16 protein-coding genes are annotated in these 17,360 nt (G+C 57.3%); 7 read left to right on the forward strand and 9 right to left on the reverse strand.

Annotated features, from left to right (window positions below; translation table 11 throughout):
- Nucleotides 1-2: 2 nt before the first annotated feature.
- The 3 genes from KW840_RS26635 to choX all read right to left on the reverse strand — a co-directional run bounded on the left by KW840_RS26635 (nucleotide 3) and on the right by choX (nucleotide 3,035).
- A complete protein-coding gene (locus KW840_RS26635) occupies nucleotides 3-557 on the reverse strand; it encodes a YdeI/OmpD-associated family protein (protein WP_218498304.1) in 555 nt (184 codons plus the stop codon).
- 89 nt (nucleotides 558-646) lie between these two features.
- Nucleotides 647-1,780 (reverse strand): aminotransferase class V-fold PLP-dependent enzyme, encoded by a 1,134-nt coding sequence (locus tag KW840_RS26640; protein WP_218498305.1) that lies wholly within the window; start codon nucleotides 1,778-1,780, stop codon nucleotides 647-649.
- A 313-nt stretch (nucleotides 1,781-2,093) separates the two neighbouring features.
- Nucleotides 2,094-3,035 carry a choline ABC transporter substrate-binding protein gene (choX, locus tag KW840_RS26645; protein WP_057715281.1) on the reverse strand — a complete coding sequence of 314 codons (942 nt, stop codon included), beginning with the start codon at nucleotides 3,033-3,035 and terminating at the stop codon, nucleotides 2,094-2,096.
- 89 nt (nucleotides 3,036-3,124) lie between these two features.
- Between choX and betI the strand changes: the two genes are divergently transcribed.
- Together betI and KW840_RS26655 are read left to right on the forward strand one after the other, a co-directional pair.
- Complete coding sequence (betI, locus tag KW840_RS26650) at nucleotides 3,125-3,715, forward strand: transcriptional regulator BetI (protein ID WP_057715282.1); 591 nt, start codon at nucleotides 3,125-3,127, stop codon at nucleotides 3,713-3,715.
- A gap of 2 nt (nucleotides 3,716-3,717) precedes the next feature.
- On the forward strand, nucleotides 3,718-5,142 hold the full coding sequence (locus KW840_RS26655) for an amidase (protein ID WP_218498306.1): 1,425 nt from the start codon (nucleotides 3,718-3,720) through the stop codon (nucleotides 5,140-5,142).
- Nucleotides 5,143-5,434: 292 nt separating this feature from the next.
- Here KW840_RS26655 and KW840_RS26660 read toward each other — a convergent pair whose 3' ends face one another.
- Nucleotides 5,435-6,331, reverse strand: a complete 897-nt coding sequence (locus KW840_RS26660) for a LysR substrate-binding domain-containing protein (RefSeq protein ID WP_218498307.1) — start codon at nucleotides 6,329-6,331, stop codon at nucleotides 5,435-5,437.
- A 274-nt stretch (nucleotides 6,332-6,605) separates the two neighbouring features.
- Here KW840_RS26660 and KW840_RS26665 point away from each other — a divergent pair, with 274 nt between their 5' ends.
- The 3 genes from KW840_RS26665 (at nucleotide 6,606) to KW840_RS26675 (ending at nucleotide 10,638) form a co-directional block, all read left to right on the forward strand.
- On the forward strand, nucleotides 6,606-7,223 hold the full coding sequence (locus KW840_RS26665; RefSeq protein WP_218498308.1) for a LysE family translocator: 618 nt from the start codon (nucleotides 6,606-6,608) through the stop codon (nucleotides 7,221-7,223).
- 236 nt (nucleotides 7,224-7,459) lie between these two features.
- Complete coding sequence (locus tag KW840_RS26670; protein WP_224795391.1) at nucleotides 7,460-8,203, forward strand: protein-L-isoaspartate(D-aspartate) O-methyltransferase; 744 nt, start codon at nucleotides 7,460-7,462, stop codon at nucleotides 8,201-8,203.
- A 2-nt stretch (nucleotides 8,204-8,205) separates the two neighbouring features.
- The gene (locus KW840_RS26675; protein ID WP_218498309.1) at nucleotides 8,206-10,638 is read left to right on the forward strand and encodes an SAM-dependent methyltransferase; all 2,433 of its coding nucleotides are present in this window, start codon (nucleotides 8,206-8,208) and stop codon (nucleotides 10,636-10,638) included.
- A gap of 235 nt (nucleotides 10,639-10,873) precedes the next feature.
- Here KW840_RS26675 and KW840_RS26680 read toward each other — a convergent pair whose 3' ends face one another.
- Nucleotides 10,874-11,224 carry a BON domain-containing protein gene (locus tag KW840_RS26680; RefSeq protein ID WP_057715287.1) on the reverse strand — a complete coding sequence of 117 codons (351 nt, stop codon included), beginning with the start codon at nucleotides 11,222-11,224 and terminating at the stop codon, nucleotides 10,874-10,876.
- A gap of 234 nt (nucleotides 11,225-11,458) precedes the next feature.
- Between KW840_RS26680 and KW840_RS26685 the strand changes: the two genes are divergently transcribed.
- Nucleotides 11,459-12,295: an MliC family protein gene (locus tag KW840_RS26685; RefSeq protein ID WP_218498310.1), complete on the forward strand. Its 837-nt coding sequence runs from the start codon at nucleotides 11,459-11,461 to the stop codon at nucleotides 12,293-12,295.
- Between the two features lie 189 nt (nucleotides 12,296-12,484).
- Here KW840_RS26685 and KW840_RS26690 read toward each other — a convergent pair whose 3' ends face one another.
- From KW840_RS26690 to KW840_RS26705, 4 genes are all read right to left on the reverse strand, one after another.
- Complete coding sequence (locus KW840_RS26690) at nucleotides 12,485-12,868, reverse strand: VOC family protein (RefSeq protein WP_057715289.1); 384 nt, start codon at nucleotides 12,866-12,868, stop codon at nucleotides 12,485-12,487.
- A 93-nt stretch (nucleotides 12,869-12,961) separates the two neighbouring features.
- Nucleotides 12,962-14,080, reverse strand: coding sequence for an S-(hydroxymethyl)glutathione dehydrogenase/class III alcohol dehydrogenase (locus KW840_RS26695; protein ID WP_218498311.1), 1,119 nt, complete (start codon nucleotides 14,078-14,080; stop codon nucleotides 12,962-12,964).
- A 109-nt stretch (nucleotides 14,081-14,189) separates the two neighbouring features.
- Entirely contained in the window at nucleotides 14,190-15,158 is a 969-nt protein-coding gene (locus KW840_RS26700) for an ABC transporter substrate-binding protein (RefSeq protein ID WP_090454905.1), read from the reverse strand.
- 154 nt (nucleotides 15,159-15,312) lie between these two features.
- Nucleotides 15,313-16,152, reverse strand: coding sequence for a hypothetical protein (locus KW840_RS26705; protein WP_218498312.1), 840 nt, complete (start codon nucleotides 16,150-16,152; stop codon nucleotides 15,313-15,315).
- A 109-nt stretch (nucleotides 16,153-16,261) separates the two neighbouring features.
- On the opposite strand from KW840_RS26705, the gene KW840_RS26710 reads away from it, so the two are divergent.
- Complete coding sequence (locus tag KW840_RS26710) at nucleotides 16,262-17,173, forward strand: LysR family transcriptional regulator (RefSeq protein WP_057715293.1); 912 nt, start codon at nucleotides 16,262-16,264, stop codon at nucleotides 17,171-17,173.
- Nucleotides 17,174-17,360: the final 187 nt, after the last annotated feature.

Here is a 17,360-nt window from a genome sequence, read left to right on the forward strand (position 1 = left end):
ATTTAAGAGTTTTCTGCCTCGGGCGCACGGAAGGCCTTACTGTAATAGCCGGACTGGTCGAAACAGCAAACCTGCTTCTTGCCGGTTGCAAGCATATCGCAGGCATCACCAATTCGCTTTTCGCGCGTCTTGAGTTGCTTGGCTGAAGTAATCCAGTGGATCCAGTCTACTCGTGCGATGGTCGTTGTATTATTCCAAACTTTACGAGCCTCAGGAGTGGCTGCCAGTGCCTCCTCAAAGTCTGCCGGGATGTCAGGCTCGGGTTCCTTTTTCACAGGGGTTAGCTCGAGTGTAACGATATCCCCAACGGCCACACCTGCGGCGTCGAGTAACTCGCTACTTACCTTCAGCCAATGGCTCAGTTGACCATCGGGCTCAAGGGTTGCCTGGAAATGGTGCCCATTGATTGTGCCTTCAACTGTCGTCCTTCCCCGCCTTGGAAGCGGTTCACTCGCGTCTCTTGGCAGTACTGCGAACGCCCACGACGTATCATTACCGGGCTTTGCCGGACGAAGAAGCTTTGCTTCGAATCGGGATTTCACATCGATTATTGTCATTGCCACTCCTCCAACTAATACGCCTGACTACTTTCTGGCAACATCACTGTAGCGTTCAAATGCGACATTGATGTCGCCAAGATGGGCGCTTAGTTATCCATCACCTCGTCCAGTGCCTCTTCGAGGGTGCTGACCGTGCGCTCGATATTGTGCAGCTTTTCGAGTCCGAACAGACCGATGCGAAAGGTCTGGAAATCGGCCGGCTCGTCGCATTGCAACGGCACTCCGGCGGCGATCTGCAGGCCGAGGCTGGCAAATTTCTTACCGCTCTTGATGTCGGCATCATCGGTGTAGCTCACCACTACGCCAGGAGCCTGAAAGCCGGCTGCGGCCACGCTTTTGATGCCTTTGCCGGTCAACATTGCGCGCACCCGATCGCCCAGAGCCTGTTGTTCGCCGCGGACCTTGTCGAAACCGTAGGCTTGCGTCTCTTTCATCACTTCGTTGAATCGCGCGAGGGAATCGCTGGGCATGGTCGCATGGTAGGCATGTCCGCCCTGTTCGTAGGCCTGCATGATCTGAAGCCACTTTTTCAGATCGCAGGCGAAGCTGCTGCTCTGCGTCTGCTCGATGCGCTCTAGGGCCAAAGCACTGAGCATCACCAGGGCGCAGCAAGGGGAGGCGCTCCAGCCTTTCTGCGGTGCGCTGATCAGCAGGTCGACTGCGCATTTGTGCATATCAACCCAAATCGTGCCTGAGGCGATGCAGTCCAGCACGAACAGGCCACCCACCGCATGCACGGCGTCGCCGACGGCCCGCAGGTACTCGTCGGGCAGGATAATCCCTGATGAGGTTTCAACGTGGGGGGCGAAGACAATCTGCGGTTTCTGCGCCGCAATGGCTGCCAGCACTTCGTCCAGAGGGGGTGGAGCGTAGGCAGCCTGGCGACCTGTGTCGACCGGTCGGGCTTTGAGCACCGTGGTGGCCGCCGGGATGTTGCCCATCTCAAGGATCTGGCTCCAGCGATAACTGAACCAGCCGTTGCGTATCACCAGGCATTGCTGGTCGGTGGCAAACTGTCGCGCCACCGCTTCCATGCCGAATGTGCCGCTGCCCGGCACCACCGCAACAGCCTGGGCGTTGTAGACCTGTTTCAGGGTCTTGGAAATGTTCTTCATCACGCCTTGAAATGACTGCGACATGTGGTTGAGTGAGCGGTCGGTGTAGACCACTGAGTACTCGACCAGCCCCTCGGGATCGATACTGGGATAGAGCTTTGACATGGGTGACTCCTTTGGCAGGGATCTCAGTGGTATCGACCCTGCCCTAAGCCTTGGCAAATGACAAGATTGCTCGGGATTGAATTGCGACTTCTGTCGAGCGGCTGGCAGGTCGCTGCTGAGTTGTGGGAAGGGGGGCTTAAAGGTTCAAAAGTGTTTGAAACCCCAAGGGGAATTCATTTTTGGACATTGCGGTTGGGCGGTAGCCGGATCGATACGCCGCTCGCGCCTAGCACATGGGGCCTAGGCGCTGCGCCGATAAGGATGCTCCCGGTCTATAGAGCCCGGGGAGATTCAATTTGTTGAGAAGTGTCGTCTATTTGGACGCAGTATCCATATAAGACTTTACCGCCGCGAGCCCAGGTTGACCTTCCACTGTTTGAACATCAAGCAACGTTCTATCAAGCCATTCGGGATGGGCACTCAGCCATTTTTTTACCGCAGAGCGTGGGTCAAGGCCACCATTGATCACGTAGTCCATCATGGTGTTTTCGGCATCGATGGAAAACTCCAGATTTTTCAGGAGTTGGCCCACGTTAGGGCATTCCTCCAGATATCCCGTACGCACGTCGGTCCGCACCGACGATGCGCCGAAATTTGCTCCGTAGTACTTGTCACCACCTGACAAATATTCCAGTTCAATATTCTTGTTCATTGGGTGAGGTGCCCAGCCCAGAAACACAATCCAGTCGTTCTTTCTGATTTGCCTGCCGACTTGTGTCAGCATGCCCTTCTCACTGGACTCAACCAGGCTCCAGCTACCCAGGTTATACGCGTTATCCGCGATGAGGTTCTGGATCGGTTTGTTTCCGCCTGGCTCTACTCCATAGATTTTCCCGCCAAACTTTGACTTGTAAGTGTCCAGGTCAGCATAGCTTTTTACACCTTGCTCATAGACGTATCGCGGAACCGCCAAGGTAAATTTTGCGCCCGTGAGGTTCACTCGCACTGTCTGAATCGACTTGTTGTTGTAGTAAGGCTGAGCCGCCTCGATCAATGCGGGATCCCATGTTCCGAGGAACACGTCGATACTCTTGCCTTCCATCGCCTTGTAGGCAATTCCCGTCGATAACGTTATGACTTTTGGGGCGTAGCCCAGTCCTTCCAATACTGCTGTGGTCAAAGACGTCGTCAACGTGATGTCGGTCCATCCCACCTCTGCGAACTGAGGCGCGCGACACCCCACAGGGTCCGCGGCGCCGGCAATCCCCTGGAATGTCATCAACAGCACGGCACAACCGATAGCACTGCTTTTCATACCGGATCCCCTTGCGTTCTCTTGTTTTTTGGAGAATCCAGTGATAACTTTTTTTTCATTGAGTGTCCAATGAAAAAAGAGAGCCCCCCATGCCAAAGGTCGGAATGCAGGAAATCAGAAGGAAGCAGCTCGTTGAGGCGACGCTCACCCTCATTGGTGAGCAAGGCATGGCGGGTACCAGCATGGCTCAGGTCAGCGCCCGTGCGGGGTTGGCCAACGGCATCGTCCACCACTATTTCTCGGACAAGAATGCTTTGCTTGAAGCCACCTTGAGAGAGCTGAACAAACGCATAAATGCCGAGATCTTTGCGCGCCTGCGGAAGTCCGCAACACCCGCTGAGCGTGTTCTCGCGTTTGTGGACGGGAACGTCAGTGCCTTGAACCTGACGCGAGACAATGTTGCGGCCTGGCTCGCTTTCTGGGCCCAGGTACCGCAGTCCCCCAAACTGCAGCGGGTACAGAACATCGTTGCGCGCAGGAGCCACTCCTTACTTTTCCATGCCTTGTCAAAAAGCATGGACAAGGCAATAGCCCATTCCAAGGCGCAAATGATCGCGATCTTCATCGACGGCTTATGGTTGAGGGCTGCGGTCGATTGCAACCCGGACACGATCGATGATTCGCGTCGTTTGGCTTACGAGTTCCTCAACAACGTACTTGGTTATGATCTGGAGGCGTAGAAATGACACCTGAAGAGTTTAAAAGTCTTGATGCCGTGGGCCTCGTTCAACGGTTGAAGTCCGGTGAAGTCACTCCGCTGGAGTTGGTCAACCTGGCAGCCAGAGAAATTGAAATCCAGGACCCTGCCTTGGGCGCGGTCGTTGCAATCGATATCGAAGGCGCACAGCGAGCGGCGCTAGATCCCAAGGCAGGACCACTCGCAGGTGTGCCGATCCTGATAAAGGACACCAATATCGATGTAAAAGGCTTTGCAACCAGGCACGGTTCGCGATTGTACGAAGATGCCGTCCCCGCTCAGGTCGACAGTGAGTTTGTGAGTCGATTGCGTAATGCCGGGGCAATCATTCTCGGGAAAACCAAAACACCTGAGTTTGCAGGAGACTTTGTGACAGAGCCTGAATGGCAAGGCCCTTGTCGAAACCCCAGGAATCCGCAGTACGCTTCTGGTGGGTCAAGTGGAGGATCCGCCTGTGCCGTGGGCGCAGGCATGGTGCCAGTTGCACACGGCACCGACTGTGGCGGGTCGATCAGGGTTCCGGCTGCCGTTTGTGGTGTGGTTGGGCTGAAGCCAAGCAGGGGACGCAACCCTGTAGGTCCTCATGTCGGCGAGTTTGTTGGTGGCCTTGATTCCGAGCATGTACTGACCAGGACCGTCCGCGATAGCGCATTGCTGCTGGATGTCCTGTCTGGCTATGAACCAGGCGCGCCTTATGCTGCTCCCCCCGCCCCTCCCTCTTGGCTCGAATGCCTGAAGACGAGGTCGCCACGACTCAAAATCGCCTTTGCCTGCGCCCGTCCAGATGGCTCGAGTATCGATGAGACCATCCACAAAGCCATATTGAATGCTGTGGATTTTTTTAATAAAGACGGCCATGAATTACGCCCGTTCAATTGGCCAGACATGACCAAAGCCGGTGCAGCTGCTGCATTATTCTGGCAGATGGAAATTGAGGCCTTGATGGAACACAAAGCCCAAACTCGCGGTTATCCGATCTCGGCAAAAGATGTTGAATGGATTACCTATGAGTTTTACAAATGCTCGACTCAGAGAACGGCACTGGATGTACACCATGCACGGGCCACCCAGAACAAAGTAAGCCACGACATGGCCGATAGCTTCACCGATATCGACGTCCTCATCACGCCAACGGTAGCGCTTGCTCCACCACCGATTGGTGGTTTTGTCGCCACAGGGGAAAGGCATCTGGACGAGTGGTATAAAAACGCTTACGCATTTTCTCCCTTCACCGAAGTTTTCAACTTGACCGGCCAGCCGGCCATCAGTATCCCCGTCGGGATCATGGAGAACGGCCTTCCAATCGGGATGCAGATAGTTGGCAAATTTGGTGACGAGGAAACCATCCTTAGACTTGCAAGCGAAGTTGAACGGAGCTTGTTAGCAACCACCCTGTTTGCAAAGGCATGATCACGCGCTGAACTACGACAGATTTTCTGCGCGTTGTCGCTGGCTCGCTGAATTGACCCAAACTCTATAGACACTTCCTGCAGGCAGTTATTGGATCGTTGCCTGACGTGATTGGCTGCTTCACGGGCAAAAGGAATATTTTATGAGTGTCGGATTTGGGTCGATTCTGTTGAGAAATCCAGCTTCGGTTTCCACCGCAGAAAAGTTCGCGCCTGTGTGCGCAATCCGTGTTTTGCGCAAAAGATTCAGGGCTCAGTGACATAGCCGCGTGCAAAAAAGACGCTCGCACTACTCACGCTCGGCCCAAATCACTCTTGATCTGCTTTGCGCATATGCCCATCTGCTTTGTGACCCAATCCCTGAAAGCGGTGCACTTGGCACTCTCCTCAAAAGGCCTGGGTGACAGTAGGCAATAGGCCGACCCGTCCTGGATAAAGCCAAACGGTGCGATCAGTTGTCCGGACCTGAGTTCATCCTGAACCATGAGAAAGGACACCACACTGATCCCCAACCCCGCAGCTGCTGCCTGAATACACAGATAGAAATGCTCATAGTCGACCGAGCCAGCATTAGGCATAGCCATTTCCGAAAGGCGCAGCCAGTTGTCCCAGGCCAACGGGCGTGTCTGGCTACGTAGCAAGCGCACTCCTTCCGATTTCCTTTTATCGGGACTATTGGACGGGGTGCACACAGGTCCAATCCATTCCTCACAAATCGTCACGCTGTGGATTGATTGATCCAAGTGAAAATCATCACGTCGAATGGCCAGATCCGCACCTGAGCGCGCGAAGTCTATAGGACCACCGGCCGCCAACAGTTGGACTTGAAGGTGCGGGTGAGCGGCATGGAAGTCAGGCAGTCGCGGGATCAGCCATTTCATTGCGATGGTAGGTTCACACGATAGTACGAGTACGTCCTCACGGACTTCTCCCTGCAACCGGTAAACAGCACTTTCCAATTGTTCGAACATGGGCCCGGTAACGTCGTACAGAAGGCGGCCAGCACGGTTGAGAAAGATCGCACGGTTGCGCCGATCAAAAAGTTCGACCCCTATTGCCTCCTCCAACAATCGAACCTGGCGGCTGACTGCGCCATGGGTGACGTGCAACTGCTGAGCGGCTCTCACGAAGCTTTGAGTCTGGGCCGCAACGTTGAAAAAACGAAACGCAGCCAAAGGAGGCAAATTCATATTGACGATGATTACTCACAGGTTTCGACGACTATAAATCGTTTTTTTTATCGGTGGCAATTCTCCATCATGACCTCCATTCGCCCCATCTGCACGCACAACTATCAATGATTAGAGGCATTGCATGAATGCCATGCGAAGCCAAATACCACTGGGTGATGTAAGTGCCGCGAGCAAGTGAAGCTGCCACCCACCCTCAATCTGTGCAAAAACGTAGCGCAAATGCAATTACTGTCGTTCGCGGCATGGGCATCCATTGCGCCGGAGAGTCTTCATGAACGAATTGCTTCTAGTTGCTGCCATTTCCATCCTGGCAGTTATCAGCCCCGGCTCTGACTTCGCCATGGTCACCCGCAACAGTTATGCATATGGACGACGCAGCGGTTTGATGGCCGCACTGGGTATCGCCTGTGGCGTCCAGATTCACGTTTTCTACACAGTGTTCGGCGCTGCAGTGATCTTCACTCAATCACCCTTGCTGTTCATGGCAATGAAGTCGCTGGGCGCCGGATACCTCATTTATTTGGGTATCAAGTCCCTGACCAGTACTTCTTCGTTGACATTTGGTGGCGCCAACGCCTCAGCCCCTTCATCCTGGGAAGCATTTCGTACTGGCTTTTTCACTAACGCGCTCAACCCTAAAACCATGTTGTTCGTGGTGGCGACATATAGCCAAGTGGTGCACACAGGCAGTTCGCTAACCGCAAACTTTGCGTACGGCCTGTTTATGTCGTTCACCCATTGGGCGTGGTTCAGTTTCGTGGCACTGTTTTTCTCCGCTGAAGCGTTGCGCCGGCGAATGCTGGAAAAGCAGCAGGTTATCGACAGACTCATTGGCACGGCACTGATCGGCTTGGCGGCGCTTCTGGTCATTCCAGGGGTTGGAGGTTAGTGTCGGAGGAGTGTTATGAGGTCAGTGCGAAGGGCTCCTTATAGGCAGCAATCGGCTGACAATCGCATTCACTTTTGTATCACCGCTTGAACTGGCTGGGTGCTATCAGTGCAGTTACGGGTTGCGATGTTGTCCCGGGCAGTCGCCGCAGCCTGATTTGGTCGCCGGCACCCCCGGCTTGCCGAGTCAGCCCGCCGGCCATACGATTCGACTATTCCTCAGGCGGAGGAGTCATTGTGAAGCCGGTGATGCTCCTGACGCGCATCCTGGCGCCTGCCATCGCTCTGGCGTTGGCATCTGCCGGTCTGCATGCCGACGACCCGTTCGCGCCGTTGCGCGATGCCATGGTGCGGGAGATCGCCAACATGTCGTCCGTCACCCGCGACGAAACCGGCAGGGTCGAGTTTGCCGCGCCGGTGATGGCCGCGATGGCCAAGGTGCCACGCCATAAGTTCGTCCCGCCCGACGAGGTGCCCTACGCCTACGAAAATCGTCCGCTGCCGATCGGCTACGGCCAGACCATCTCCCAGCCGTACATCGTCGCCTTGATGACCGACCTGACGCAGGTCGGGCCCGGCGACGTGGTACTCGAGATCGGCACTGGCTCGGGCTACCAAGCGGCGATCCTCGCCGAGCTGGCGCAGGCGGTCTATACGATGGAGATCATCGAGCCGCTGGCAGTGCAGGCCGGGGAGCGCTTGGGCCGTCTGGGATATGCGAAGGTGCAGGCCCGGCTGGGCGATGGCTACCACGGCTGGCCCGAACACGGGCCTTACGACGCCATCCTCGTCACCGCCGCCGCCAGCCATGTGCCGCCGCCACTGATCGCCCAGCTCAAGGCCGGCGGACGGATGGTAATCCCGGTCGGCGCGCCGTTCATGATCCAGTACCTGCTGCTGATCGAGAAGGCCGGCGATGGCAGTGTGTCCACCCGGCAGGTGCTGCCTGTGAGCTTCGTGCCGCTGGTCGGAGGCGGTTGAGCATGCATTCGCCGCCCTTGCTCGCCCTGGCACTGCTGTCTGCCTCCGCGCTCGGCTATGAGGTGCTGCTGCTGCGACTGCTTTCGATCATCCAGTGGCACCATTTCGCCTACATGATGATCAGCGTCGCGCTGCTCGGCTACGGCGCTGCCGGCACCGCCGTGGCGCTGGCACGGCCTGTGCTGGCGCCGCGCTTCCACGGCGTGTTCATCGGCGGCGCGGTGTTGTTCGGGCTGAGCGCCATCGCCTGCTTCAGCCTGGCCCAGCAGGTTCCGTTCAATCCCCTCGAGATCCTCTGGGACGCGCGGCAGTCGGCGCGCCTGCTGATGATCTACCTGCTGCTGTTCGTGCCGTTCTTCTGCGCGGCGGTGTGCATCTGCCTGACCTTCACCTGCTTTCAGGAACAGATTCACCGGATCTACGCCTTCGACATTCTCGGTGCCGGCGTGGGCAGCCTGGCGATCGTCGCCGCGCTGTTCGCCCTGACGCCCGTCGATGCGCTGCGGCTGCTGGGCGGCACCGGCATCGCCGCCGGGGCGCTGGCTAGCATGGCTTGCACGGGGCATAGGCACTGGCTCGCGCCGTTGCTGCTGGCGGCGGCAGTCGCGGTACCGGCCAGCGTGCCCGGGCGCTGGATCGCCCTGTCGCCCTCCGAGTACAAAGAACTGAGCCAGACGCTGCGTATCAAGGATGCGCGCGCAATCGCCCAGACCTGGAGTCCGCTGGGTCTGCTCACGGTCGTCGACAGCCCGACCATTCCCCTGCGCTACGCGCCTGGCCTGAGCCTCAACGCGACACAGGAACCGCCCCCACAACTGGCCATCTTTACCGACGGCGACGGCCTTTCCGTGCTGAACCGCTATGACGGGCGCCGCGAGCCGCTCGCCTACCTGGACTACCTGACCTCAGCTCTGCCCTATCACTTGCTGCGCCAACCCCGCGTGCTGGTGCTGGGCAGCGGCGCCGGCGCCGATGTGCTGCAGGCGATCTATCACGGCGCCAGCGCGGTGGATGCCATCGAACTGAACCCACAGGTGATCGATCTGGTCCAGCGCCACTTCGCCGACTTCTCCGGCAAGCCGTACAGCGCGCCCAACGTCCGTGTGCTGATCGGCGAGGCGCGCGGCCTGGTGGCTTCGCGCGGCGAGCCTTACGACCTGATCCAGATCGCCCTGTTGGACTCCTTCGGCACTGCTTCGGGCGGCCTGCATGCGCTGTCCGAGAACTACCTGTACACGGTTGATGCCTTCGCCGAGTACCTGCGCCATCTCGCGCCCGGCGGCTTGTTGGCCATCACCCGCTGGGTCACCCTGCCGCCGCGCGATGTTCCCAGGCTGCTGGCCACCGCGGCCGCGGCCATCGAGCGCGACGGGCAGGCCAGCGCGGCGCGCCGCATCGTCATGATCCGCGGCTGGAAGACCGCGACGCTGCTGGTCAGCAACAGGGATTTCGACGACGCCGGCATCGCCGTGCTGCGGGAATTCTGCCGGGCGCGCTCCTTCGACCTGGCCTACTACCCCGGAATGACCGTGGCCGAGGTGAACCGCTACAACCTGCTCGACCGGCCCTGGTTCTTCGAAGCGGCGCAGGCCCTGCTGTCCGGCGAGCGCGCGGAGTTCCTGGCGCGCTACAAGTTCGACGTGCGTCCGACTACGGATGATCGGCCGTATTTCTTCCACTTCTTCAAGTGGCGCTCGCTGCCGGAACTGTTGGCGCTGAAGGCGCAGGGCGGCCTGTCAATGTTGGAGTGGGGCTATCCGGTGCTGATCGCCACGCTGCTGCAGTCCGGCCTGGCCGCCGTACTGCTGATCCTGGCGCCGTTATGGGTGGCTCGGCGGCGCCAGCGACGCTCTCGGAATGCGGCTTTGGCCAGGTTCGAACTTCGGGTCGTGTCCTACTTCGCCGCCATCGGCTTTGCCTTCATGTTCGTGGAAATCGCCTTCATCCAGAAGTTCACCCTGTTCCTCAGCCACCCGTTGTATTCGGTGGCGGTAACGCTCAGCGCGTTCCTGATCTTCGCTGGCCTCGGCAGCCGTTACTCCGGCCGGCGGCGGGGGGACATTGGAACGGGTGTGGGGCCCCGTCATCCGCTCGCACGGCCAGTCCTGGCGATCTGCGCGATCGCCCTGCTCTACCTGATCGCCCTGCCCCCGTTGTTCCAGCTGCTGGCGCCGGTGGGGACCCTCGCCAGGTTCGGCATCTGCGCCGCGCTGGTAGCGCCGCTGGCGTTCGCCATGGGCATGCCGTTTCCGCTCGGACTCGGGCGCGTCTCCGCGTGCGCCGAAGCACTGGTGCCGATCGCCTGGGGCGTCAACGCCAGCGTATCGGTGGTGGCGGCCGTGCTGGCGACCCTGCTGGCGATCCACCTGGGTTTCACCGTGGTGTTGCTGCTGGCGTTGCTGCTGTACCTCGTGGCGGCAGTCATGTTTCCCTGACCGCGGCGGTTCGGAGCGAAACGTCAACAGACCCTGGTGAGACGAATGGTCTGTTGGAACGCCGCTTGACCAGTCCACACGTCTCGCCGGTGGTGACCGGCAGAAACCGGCCAAAAGCAGCCAGTCGGAAATGTCCACGAAACCATGGGCGATTCACTCTGGGGCACATTGGCATTCAGCTTCCCTCCGCCCTCGGTTCCCGACCGGGAGCGCGGCGCCTACAATGTTGCCATTATCATTTGTCGTCCATCTTTGTTGACGATTGTGGCCGGCGCTCAGTGCTCTCTTCGGCGTTGGGCGCTTCTGGAAAACTCCCTGGCGTGAACACATGGGTCTGCAAGTCGCTGGCATCGACTTCGGCGACACCATGAACCGAACGAGCCAGAACAATGGCCTGTTCACACTGTCTATGAGTGTTGACGCGGCCGCTTAACCCCACTATGCCCGCATGGGTTTTGACATTGATATGCAGGCTAAGGGTCGGATCGGAAAATGCCAGGGCCGACTTCACCTTGGCGGTAATCCATGCATCGTGAACGGCCATTTCCAGACCATGGGAGTAATGCTGGAAGGAGTGAATTTTCATGGCTGAACCCTCTGTCGCGTAATCAGACGTACCGTCCATCCCATTTGCTGTGTCGCCCTCTGCCTGTCAGGTGAACGCTATGGATACCTGATTCGCTTTGGAGCGCTCGTCACGCAAACATTGACAGAAATTAATTATAGTACGGCCGTTGCCTGCGGTCAGAGCGCTGTCCCCGTGAACGTCCGCCTTGGTCGCTCGGTGCTTGGCGACTGCATAAATCAAAAGGGACCGCGCATGAGCAAATATTTGGTTTTGTTATTGGCTGGCGCCACAGGCGTTGCTCAGGCGCAATCCATATGCACTTACCCATGGTATCAATCGATCGATAAGATACTGCACACATCCGATGCGCAAGGGCACGGGCCAGATATAGGCTCAGACGAATGGAAATCGGTGATCGAATTCAAGTTAGGGGTTCGCGATGGGGCAAATGTCCCTGAACGAAGCTCCGAACAGTGGTGCCAGTACATTGATCAGCATATCAATGCAATGCAGCCGACTGGGGGCGGCACGGAAAAATCGTCGTCTGCCAATGTGACACCTGGCCCTTCATACGATTGCGCCAGAGTGGAGCCTGGCGGTATCGAAGCGATGATATGTGAGGACAAGGCGTTATCCGCGCTCGATCGCAATTTGTCGGCAGTTTATGCCAGTGCGAGTATTAAGGCCGGCAACGAGCATCCTCCCCGGCTAAAAGCAGAACAACGTGGATGGATCAAGGGACGCGACGACTGCTGGAAGAGTGATGACGTCAGTGCATGCTTGCGCATGGAATACCAGCGCCGCATCGCCGAGTTGCAAGCACGGTACCGACTGGTATCGGGCACTGGGCCTGTCTATTACGAATGCGACGGCAACCCTGCTAGAGAGGTGACTGTCATGTTCTTCAAAACCGATCCGCCGACATTAATCGCCGAGCGTGGCGACAGCGTATCGCTGATGTACCAGCAGCCAAGTGGCAGTGGCATAAAGTACCTTGGGCGCAATGAAACGCTTTGGGAGCATCAGGCCGAGACCATAATCACTTGGGGATACGGTGCGCCCAAGTCGCATTGCAAAAGAAAGCCTTGAGCAACGATTCAATCAGCTGGGTAATTGCATATTGCTGCCCCTCGTGACAGGCAGAAATCGGCCAGAAGCTGTCGTTCGAACACCAAGGTTAAACGGGCTTGTTCAAGCCACCATTGCAACCTTACGGATTACTAATCCTTGCGAGTAAGGGCTAATGACGAAGCATCTAATGATGCCTCGTCTTGAAGCTTAGGCAGGCTTGAAACAGTACGCAGCCAGCTTGTTCCCATCGAGATCCCGCGCGTAAGCCGCATAGGCGTCAGGTGCCCAGCCTCGCGGACCCGGTGCACCTTCGTCGGTGCCGCCACTGGCCAGCGCCGCGGCGTGGAAAGCGTCAATGGCCGCACGATTCGGCGCTTCGAAGCTGATGGTGACACCGTTACCCACGCTGGCCGGGGCGCCGTTCGCCGGTTTCAGCACGAAGAAGGACGGAGCGCTCTCCCCCCAGATCGACCCCTTGTCGTCCAGATCAGCGATGCGTTTTTGGCCCAGGGTACCCAGGACATTGTCATAGAAGCTGCGCGCTTTTTGCAGGTCGTTGGTACCGACGGTCACATGTGTGAAAATGGTCATCTTTGTGCTCTCTTTGGTGTAGATATGCTGGGTTGATGTTGCAGGTTTTCGCGCCTTTGACTGGCCCTGACGGGTTTCGCCAAACCTGTTGAGTCAGCGATCGAAATGGATAACGGTGCGGATGCTTTCGCCTTGGCGCATCAGGTCGAAGGCTCTGTTGATCTCCTCCAGCCCCATGGTGTGGGTAATGAAACTATCCAGTGGAATGTCGCCCTTTTGCGCGTTCTCGACATAGCTGGGTAGCTCGCTACGTCCTTTCACACCGCCAAATGCCGAGCCGCGCCAGATGCGCCCGGTCACCAGTTGGAAAGGACGGGTACTGATTTCCTGTCCTGCTGCGGCGACGCCAATGATCACCGACTCACCCCAGCCCTTGTGGCAGCACTCCAGGGCGGCGCGCATCAGATGGACGTTGCCAATGCATTCGAAGGAATAGTCCACACCGCCCTCGGTCATCTCGATGATCACGTCCTGGATCGGCCTGTCGTAATCCTTGGGGTTGATGAAATCGGTGGCCCCCAGTTGCCTGGCTATCTCGAACTTGGCGGGGTTGATATCGATTGCGATGATTCGACCGGCCTTGGCCATCGTCGCACCGATAATGGCTGCCAGGCCGATGCCGCCCAGACCGAAGATCGCCACACTGGCTCCCTCCTCCACTTTCGCGGTGTTGAGCACCGCGCCAATGCCGGTGGTCACACCGCAACCGAGCAGGCAGACCTTCTCCAGTGGCGCATCCTTGGGGATTTTGGCCAGGGAAATTTCGGGAAGCACGGTGTATTCGGAGAACGTCGAGGTGCCCATGTAGTGAAAGACAGGCTGCCCTTCGTAAGAGAATCGGCTGGTGCCATCTGGCATCAAACCTTTGCCTTGAGTGGCACGGATTTTCTGACAAAGATTGGTCTTGCCGGAGGTGCAGAATTTGCACTCGCCACATTCCGGGGTGTAGAGCGGGATCACATGGTCGCCCACCGCCAGTGAAGTTACCCCCTCGCCAACCGCTTCGACGATACCGCCACCTTCGTGGCCAAGAATAACGGGGAAGATCCCTTCGGGATCGGCGCCGGATAACGTAAACGCATCGGTATGGCAGACACCTGTCGCAACAATGCGTACCAGCACCTCACCGGCTTGCGGCGGCGCTACATCGACTTCGACAATTTGCAGAGGCTGGTTCGCCGCGAAGGCGACGGCCGCTCGTGATTTGATCATGTTCGTGATTTCCCGGACGCAAAGAGGCGCCGTTCCTGTGTAGAAACAGTCAAGAGATTGTGTTCAGAGGGGTGTTACAGAGGACGGGCGTCCTTGCCCTTGAGGCCGATTAGAGCGATGCCTCGATCTTCTTTGCTGCGGCTTCGTCGACCCAGGCATGCCAGATTTCCGGGTGTTCCTTGAGGAACATCCTGGCCAGCTTCGGCGATTCGATGCGTTCCCGGGTCATCCTCGCCAGGTTCTGATTCAACAAGTCGATCGGAATGTTGACCTTCTCCAGTACTGCGACCAGTTCAGGAGCCTGTTCATGAAATGCCTTGGAGAGTCCCACCATGGTGATGACGTCTTTGTTGGCGCCGGTCTTTTCCTCCAGCCTTATCGCATCGATCTGCCCCATCAGCGGCGTCGGTGACCAGTAGTAGAACAGCACCGGCTCACCGCGTTTGTAACTGGACAGGACAGCCGCATCCAATGCCGCACCGGTACCTGGACGAAAGTTTGTGAACGTGTTTTCAAGACCATACTCTTTCAACATCTCGGTATTGTCCTGCTCACAGATCCAACCCGCAGGACAGTTGTAGAAACGGCCTTTGGACGGTTCTTCCGAATCGCGAAAAACACTCGCGTACTTGCTCAGGTCCGCGACTGTCCTGAGGTCGGGCGCCTGCGCTGGCCGGTTACGTTTAGCGTCCCCTTCAACGACGTAACGCGGCACATACCAGCCCTGAGTCGCACCAATGATCGGAGCGCCAACCCCGACAACCTTTCCGGCCGCCACCGCCTTTTTCCAGACTTCGCTGCGCTCCATCCACTCTTCGCCAAACACCTGAATGTCGTTGCCGGCCAGTGCGGTCTCGAGAATGATGGTGTTACCCACCAACTGATCCGTTGTACAGCCATAACCATCCTTGAGCACGATCATCATGATGTCGGTGAGGAGCATCCCGCTCTCCCAGTTCAATCCGGCAAATTTCACCGACTTGCCCGATTCACACCACCCTGAGGCCTGGCTTGAAGCACTACCGACAAGCAAGCCAAGGGTGAGCAAAGAGGCCAACAAACTCTTCCTGTTTTTCATGATCAGACGCTCCGAATCATTATTATTGGGGGCAGCGAACTGTTGTGTGCGACACAGGAGCAAACGAGTCCATCAGATTTAGCATGGACAAGTGCGTGCGCAAACACGTGAAACAAAGGCGTGAATCAATTGCATTTATTGTTATTGGCGAAGCTCAAGCTAATGGATCAACAGAAGTACGCCCGTAGAACAACTGGCGCGCATAGGCACTGAACTCGACATCGGGCTGGTCCACGTACGCAAACACCGCGTTGAGCCTCAGCCTGTCCCCTTCCACCGGCGTGACCCGGTGCAATGAATAGCGGCCGCGGAACAATGTCAGGGTGCCTGGCACTTGAGGCAGAACCTCTACCTGCTGTGTTTGCGAGTCATCGAGGAATTGCCTGACCGCGTCATAGCAATCGTCGCTTTCATTGCGCAGCATCCGCACATACTCGAAATCCCCACCGGCGCTTGCAGCCTGAAGCGACAGCGTGACGCTGAAGTCGGAACGATCAAAGTGCCACCCCAACTCCTGCCCTGCCGTGAAGCCCTGCAAGTTAAGGGCGGCCAATGGATCGGCATGACGATAGAGCGTGTCCAGAGCCAAAACATCTTTGATGAAAGCAAGGACTTCGTCCGATCCATAGATCTGCCGGATCAAATGGTCGGCAGGAATATCGGCATAGGCAACAGTGTCTTTTGCCGTGTTCATCAAGCGTCGTAGCGGGTGTTCCGGATCAACGCTTTCGTCCTGAGGTTTGAAATAAACCGTGTGGTTTTCCCGAAAATGAAACATGCGCGAGTGCAGTGCAAGTGTCTGCTGCGCCATCGCGACAACCGTTGGATTGCGAACAAAACCCGGAAAGATCGCAACGCCCTCTTGTGCCAGCAACGACTGACTGTGAGTGACCAGTGCGAGATAAGCGGGGCTGGTGCGATCGGTGATTGGGTAACGCTCGAGATCGACGAGATCGCCCAGGGTTAGCGCAGGTGTGAAAGGCAGGGTAGTCATTGTTGTTGGTCTCCGTTGGCTCTGCTGGATTCAGATTGCATCGGCACCAAAAACAAGTCACGCTCATAATTTTACGCAATTTTGTGAATTATTTTCAGGTCGTATACCCATGAGACTGACACTGGATCACTTGGTGATGTTGCAAACCCTGTCGGAAGTCGATTCGATCACCGCGGTGGCCGAACGTTTATGGCTGACACCTTCAGCCGTCAGTCACCGCATACGCGAAGCGGAGCGGCGGCTAGGTGTGAGCCTGACGGAAAGATCAGGAGGAAAGCTCAGACTCAGCCCTGCCGGCGTGCGCCTGGAACGGGCCGCCAAAGACATCATCGCCATACTCAATGAGGCTGAGTCCGAGGCCCGGTCCATGGCTGGTGGCGTCACAGCGTTTGTCCGTATGGGTGTCACCTCCTACGGCCCATTTCGCTGGATTCCAAAATTCATCAAGCACTACTCAAGTCTTCGGCCGGACATCGAAATCACACTGGTGACCGTGCCCCGTAACGACGTTTACGCGAGCCTGATGCAAGGCAGACTGGATGTGTCCATTATCGATGACGGCATGGTGCCTAGCGGTGTCGCGAAGTTGCCACTTTTTCGGGACGATTTGATTGCAATCATGGCAACCGATCATCCCCTTGCGGGAAGGAAAAATATCTATGCGGAAGACTTCAAGACTTACAACCTGGTGACGTATTCGACCGATCGCGCCAGTGGCTGGGAGTATGACCGTTTCTTCGCCCCCGCCAGCATCTTGCCGCGCCGCATGATCACGGTGGAGTTGATCGAAGCCATCGTTGAACTGGTCCGCTCAGGATACGGAATCAGCATATTGCAACGGGATTTGGTAACCCCCAGCCTGGAGCGTGGGGAGCTTGCGTGGGCGGCCCTGAATGACGGCCTGGATATCGCCTGGAACGCAATCGTTCGCCCCTCGGAACGGGAAGATAGCGAGGTCAGTAAAATGGTTACGGAGCTTGATACCTGGATAAAAAACGCAGGAAAACCTGAACGCAGCTAATCGCTGGTTGATGCGTAAAAATGGTTTTTTGGTCGATGGCAGCCCTTCGCGACGGGCAGCAATCGGCCGATTCTGTTGAAAAAGTAGCTCCCCTGTCTGGCCTGCGGCAAAATCTCTGCATTGGCCAGCAGGGAAGCACGCAGCATGATGGGACAGTTATCGAGTGGGCAGGAACGGCTGTTTTACT

This window comes from Pseudomonas sp. PDM30 (assembly GCF_019218985.1).
GTDB classification, from domain to species: domain Bacteria; phylum Pseudomonadota; class Gammaproteobacteria; order Pseudomonadales; family Pseudomonadaceae; genus Aquipseudomonas; species Aquipseudomonas jessenii.

Coding starts and splice junctions, on each gene's coding strand:
- KW840_RS26660 (WP_218498307.1), bottom strand. CDS start 6,331: ATGAATTTGCCTCCTTTGGCTGCGTTTCGTTTTTTCAACGTTGCGGCC.
- KW840_RS26640 (WP_218498305.1), bottom strand. CDS start 1,780: ATGTCAAAGCTCTATCCCAGTATCGATCCCGAGGGGCTGGTCGAGTAC.
- KW840_RS26695 (WP_218498311.1), bottom strand. CDS start 14,080: ATGATCAAATCACGAGCGGCCGTCGCCTTCGCGGCGAACCAGCCTCTG.
- KW840_RS26685 (WP_218498310.1), top strand. CDS start 11,459: ATGAGCAAATATTTGGTTTTGTTATTGGCTGGCGCCACAGGCGTTGCT.
- KW840_RS26710 (WP_057715293.1), top strand. CDS start 16,262: ATGAGACTGACACTGGATCACTTGGTGATGTTGCAAACCCTGTCGGAA.
- KW840_RS26705 (WP_218498312.1), bottom strand. CDS start 16,152: ATGACTACCCTGCCTTTCACACCTGCGCTAACCCTGGGCGATCTCGTC.
- betI (WP_057715282.1), top strand. CDS start 3,125: ATGCCAAAGGTCGGAATGCAGGAAATCAGAAGGAAGCAGCTCGTTGAG.
- KW840_RS26665 (WP_218498308.1), top strand. CDS start 6,606: ATGAACGAATTGCTTCTAGTTGCTGCCATTTCCATCCTGGCAGTTATC.
- KW840_RS26690 (WP_057715289.1), bottom strand. CDS start 12,868: ATGACCATTTTCACACATGTGACCGTCGGTACCAACGACCTGCAAAAA.
- KW840_RS26700 (WP_090454905.1), bottom strand. CDS start 15,158: ATGAAAAACAGGAAGAGTTTGTTGGCCTCTTTGCTCACCCTTGGCTTG.
- KW840_RS26655 (WP_218498306.1), top strand. CDS start 3,718: ATGACACCTGAAGAGTTTAAAAGTCTTGATGCCGTGGGCCTCGTTCAA.
- choX (WP_057715281.1), bottom strand. CDS start 3,035: ATGAAAAGCAGTGCTATCGGTTGTGCCGTGCTGTTGATGACATTCCAG.
- KW840_RS26680 (WP_057715287.1), bottom strand. CDS start 11,224: ATGAAAATTCACTCCTTCCAGCATTACTCCCATGGTCTGGAAATGGCC.
- KW840_RS26635 (WP_218498304.1), bottom strand. CDS start 557: ATGACAATAATCGATGTGAAATCCCGATTCGAAGCAAAGCTTCTTCGT.
- KW840_RS26675 (WP_218498309.1), top strand. CDS start 8,206: ATGCATTCGCCGCCCTTGCTCGCCCTGGCACTGCTGTCTGCCTCCGCG.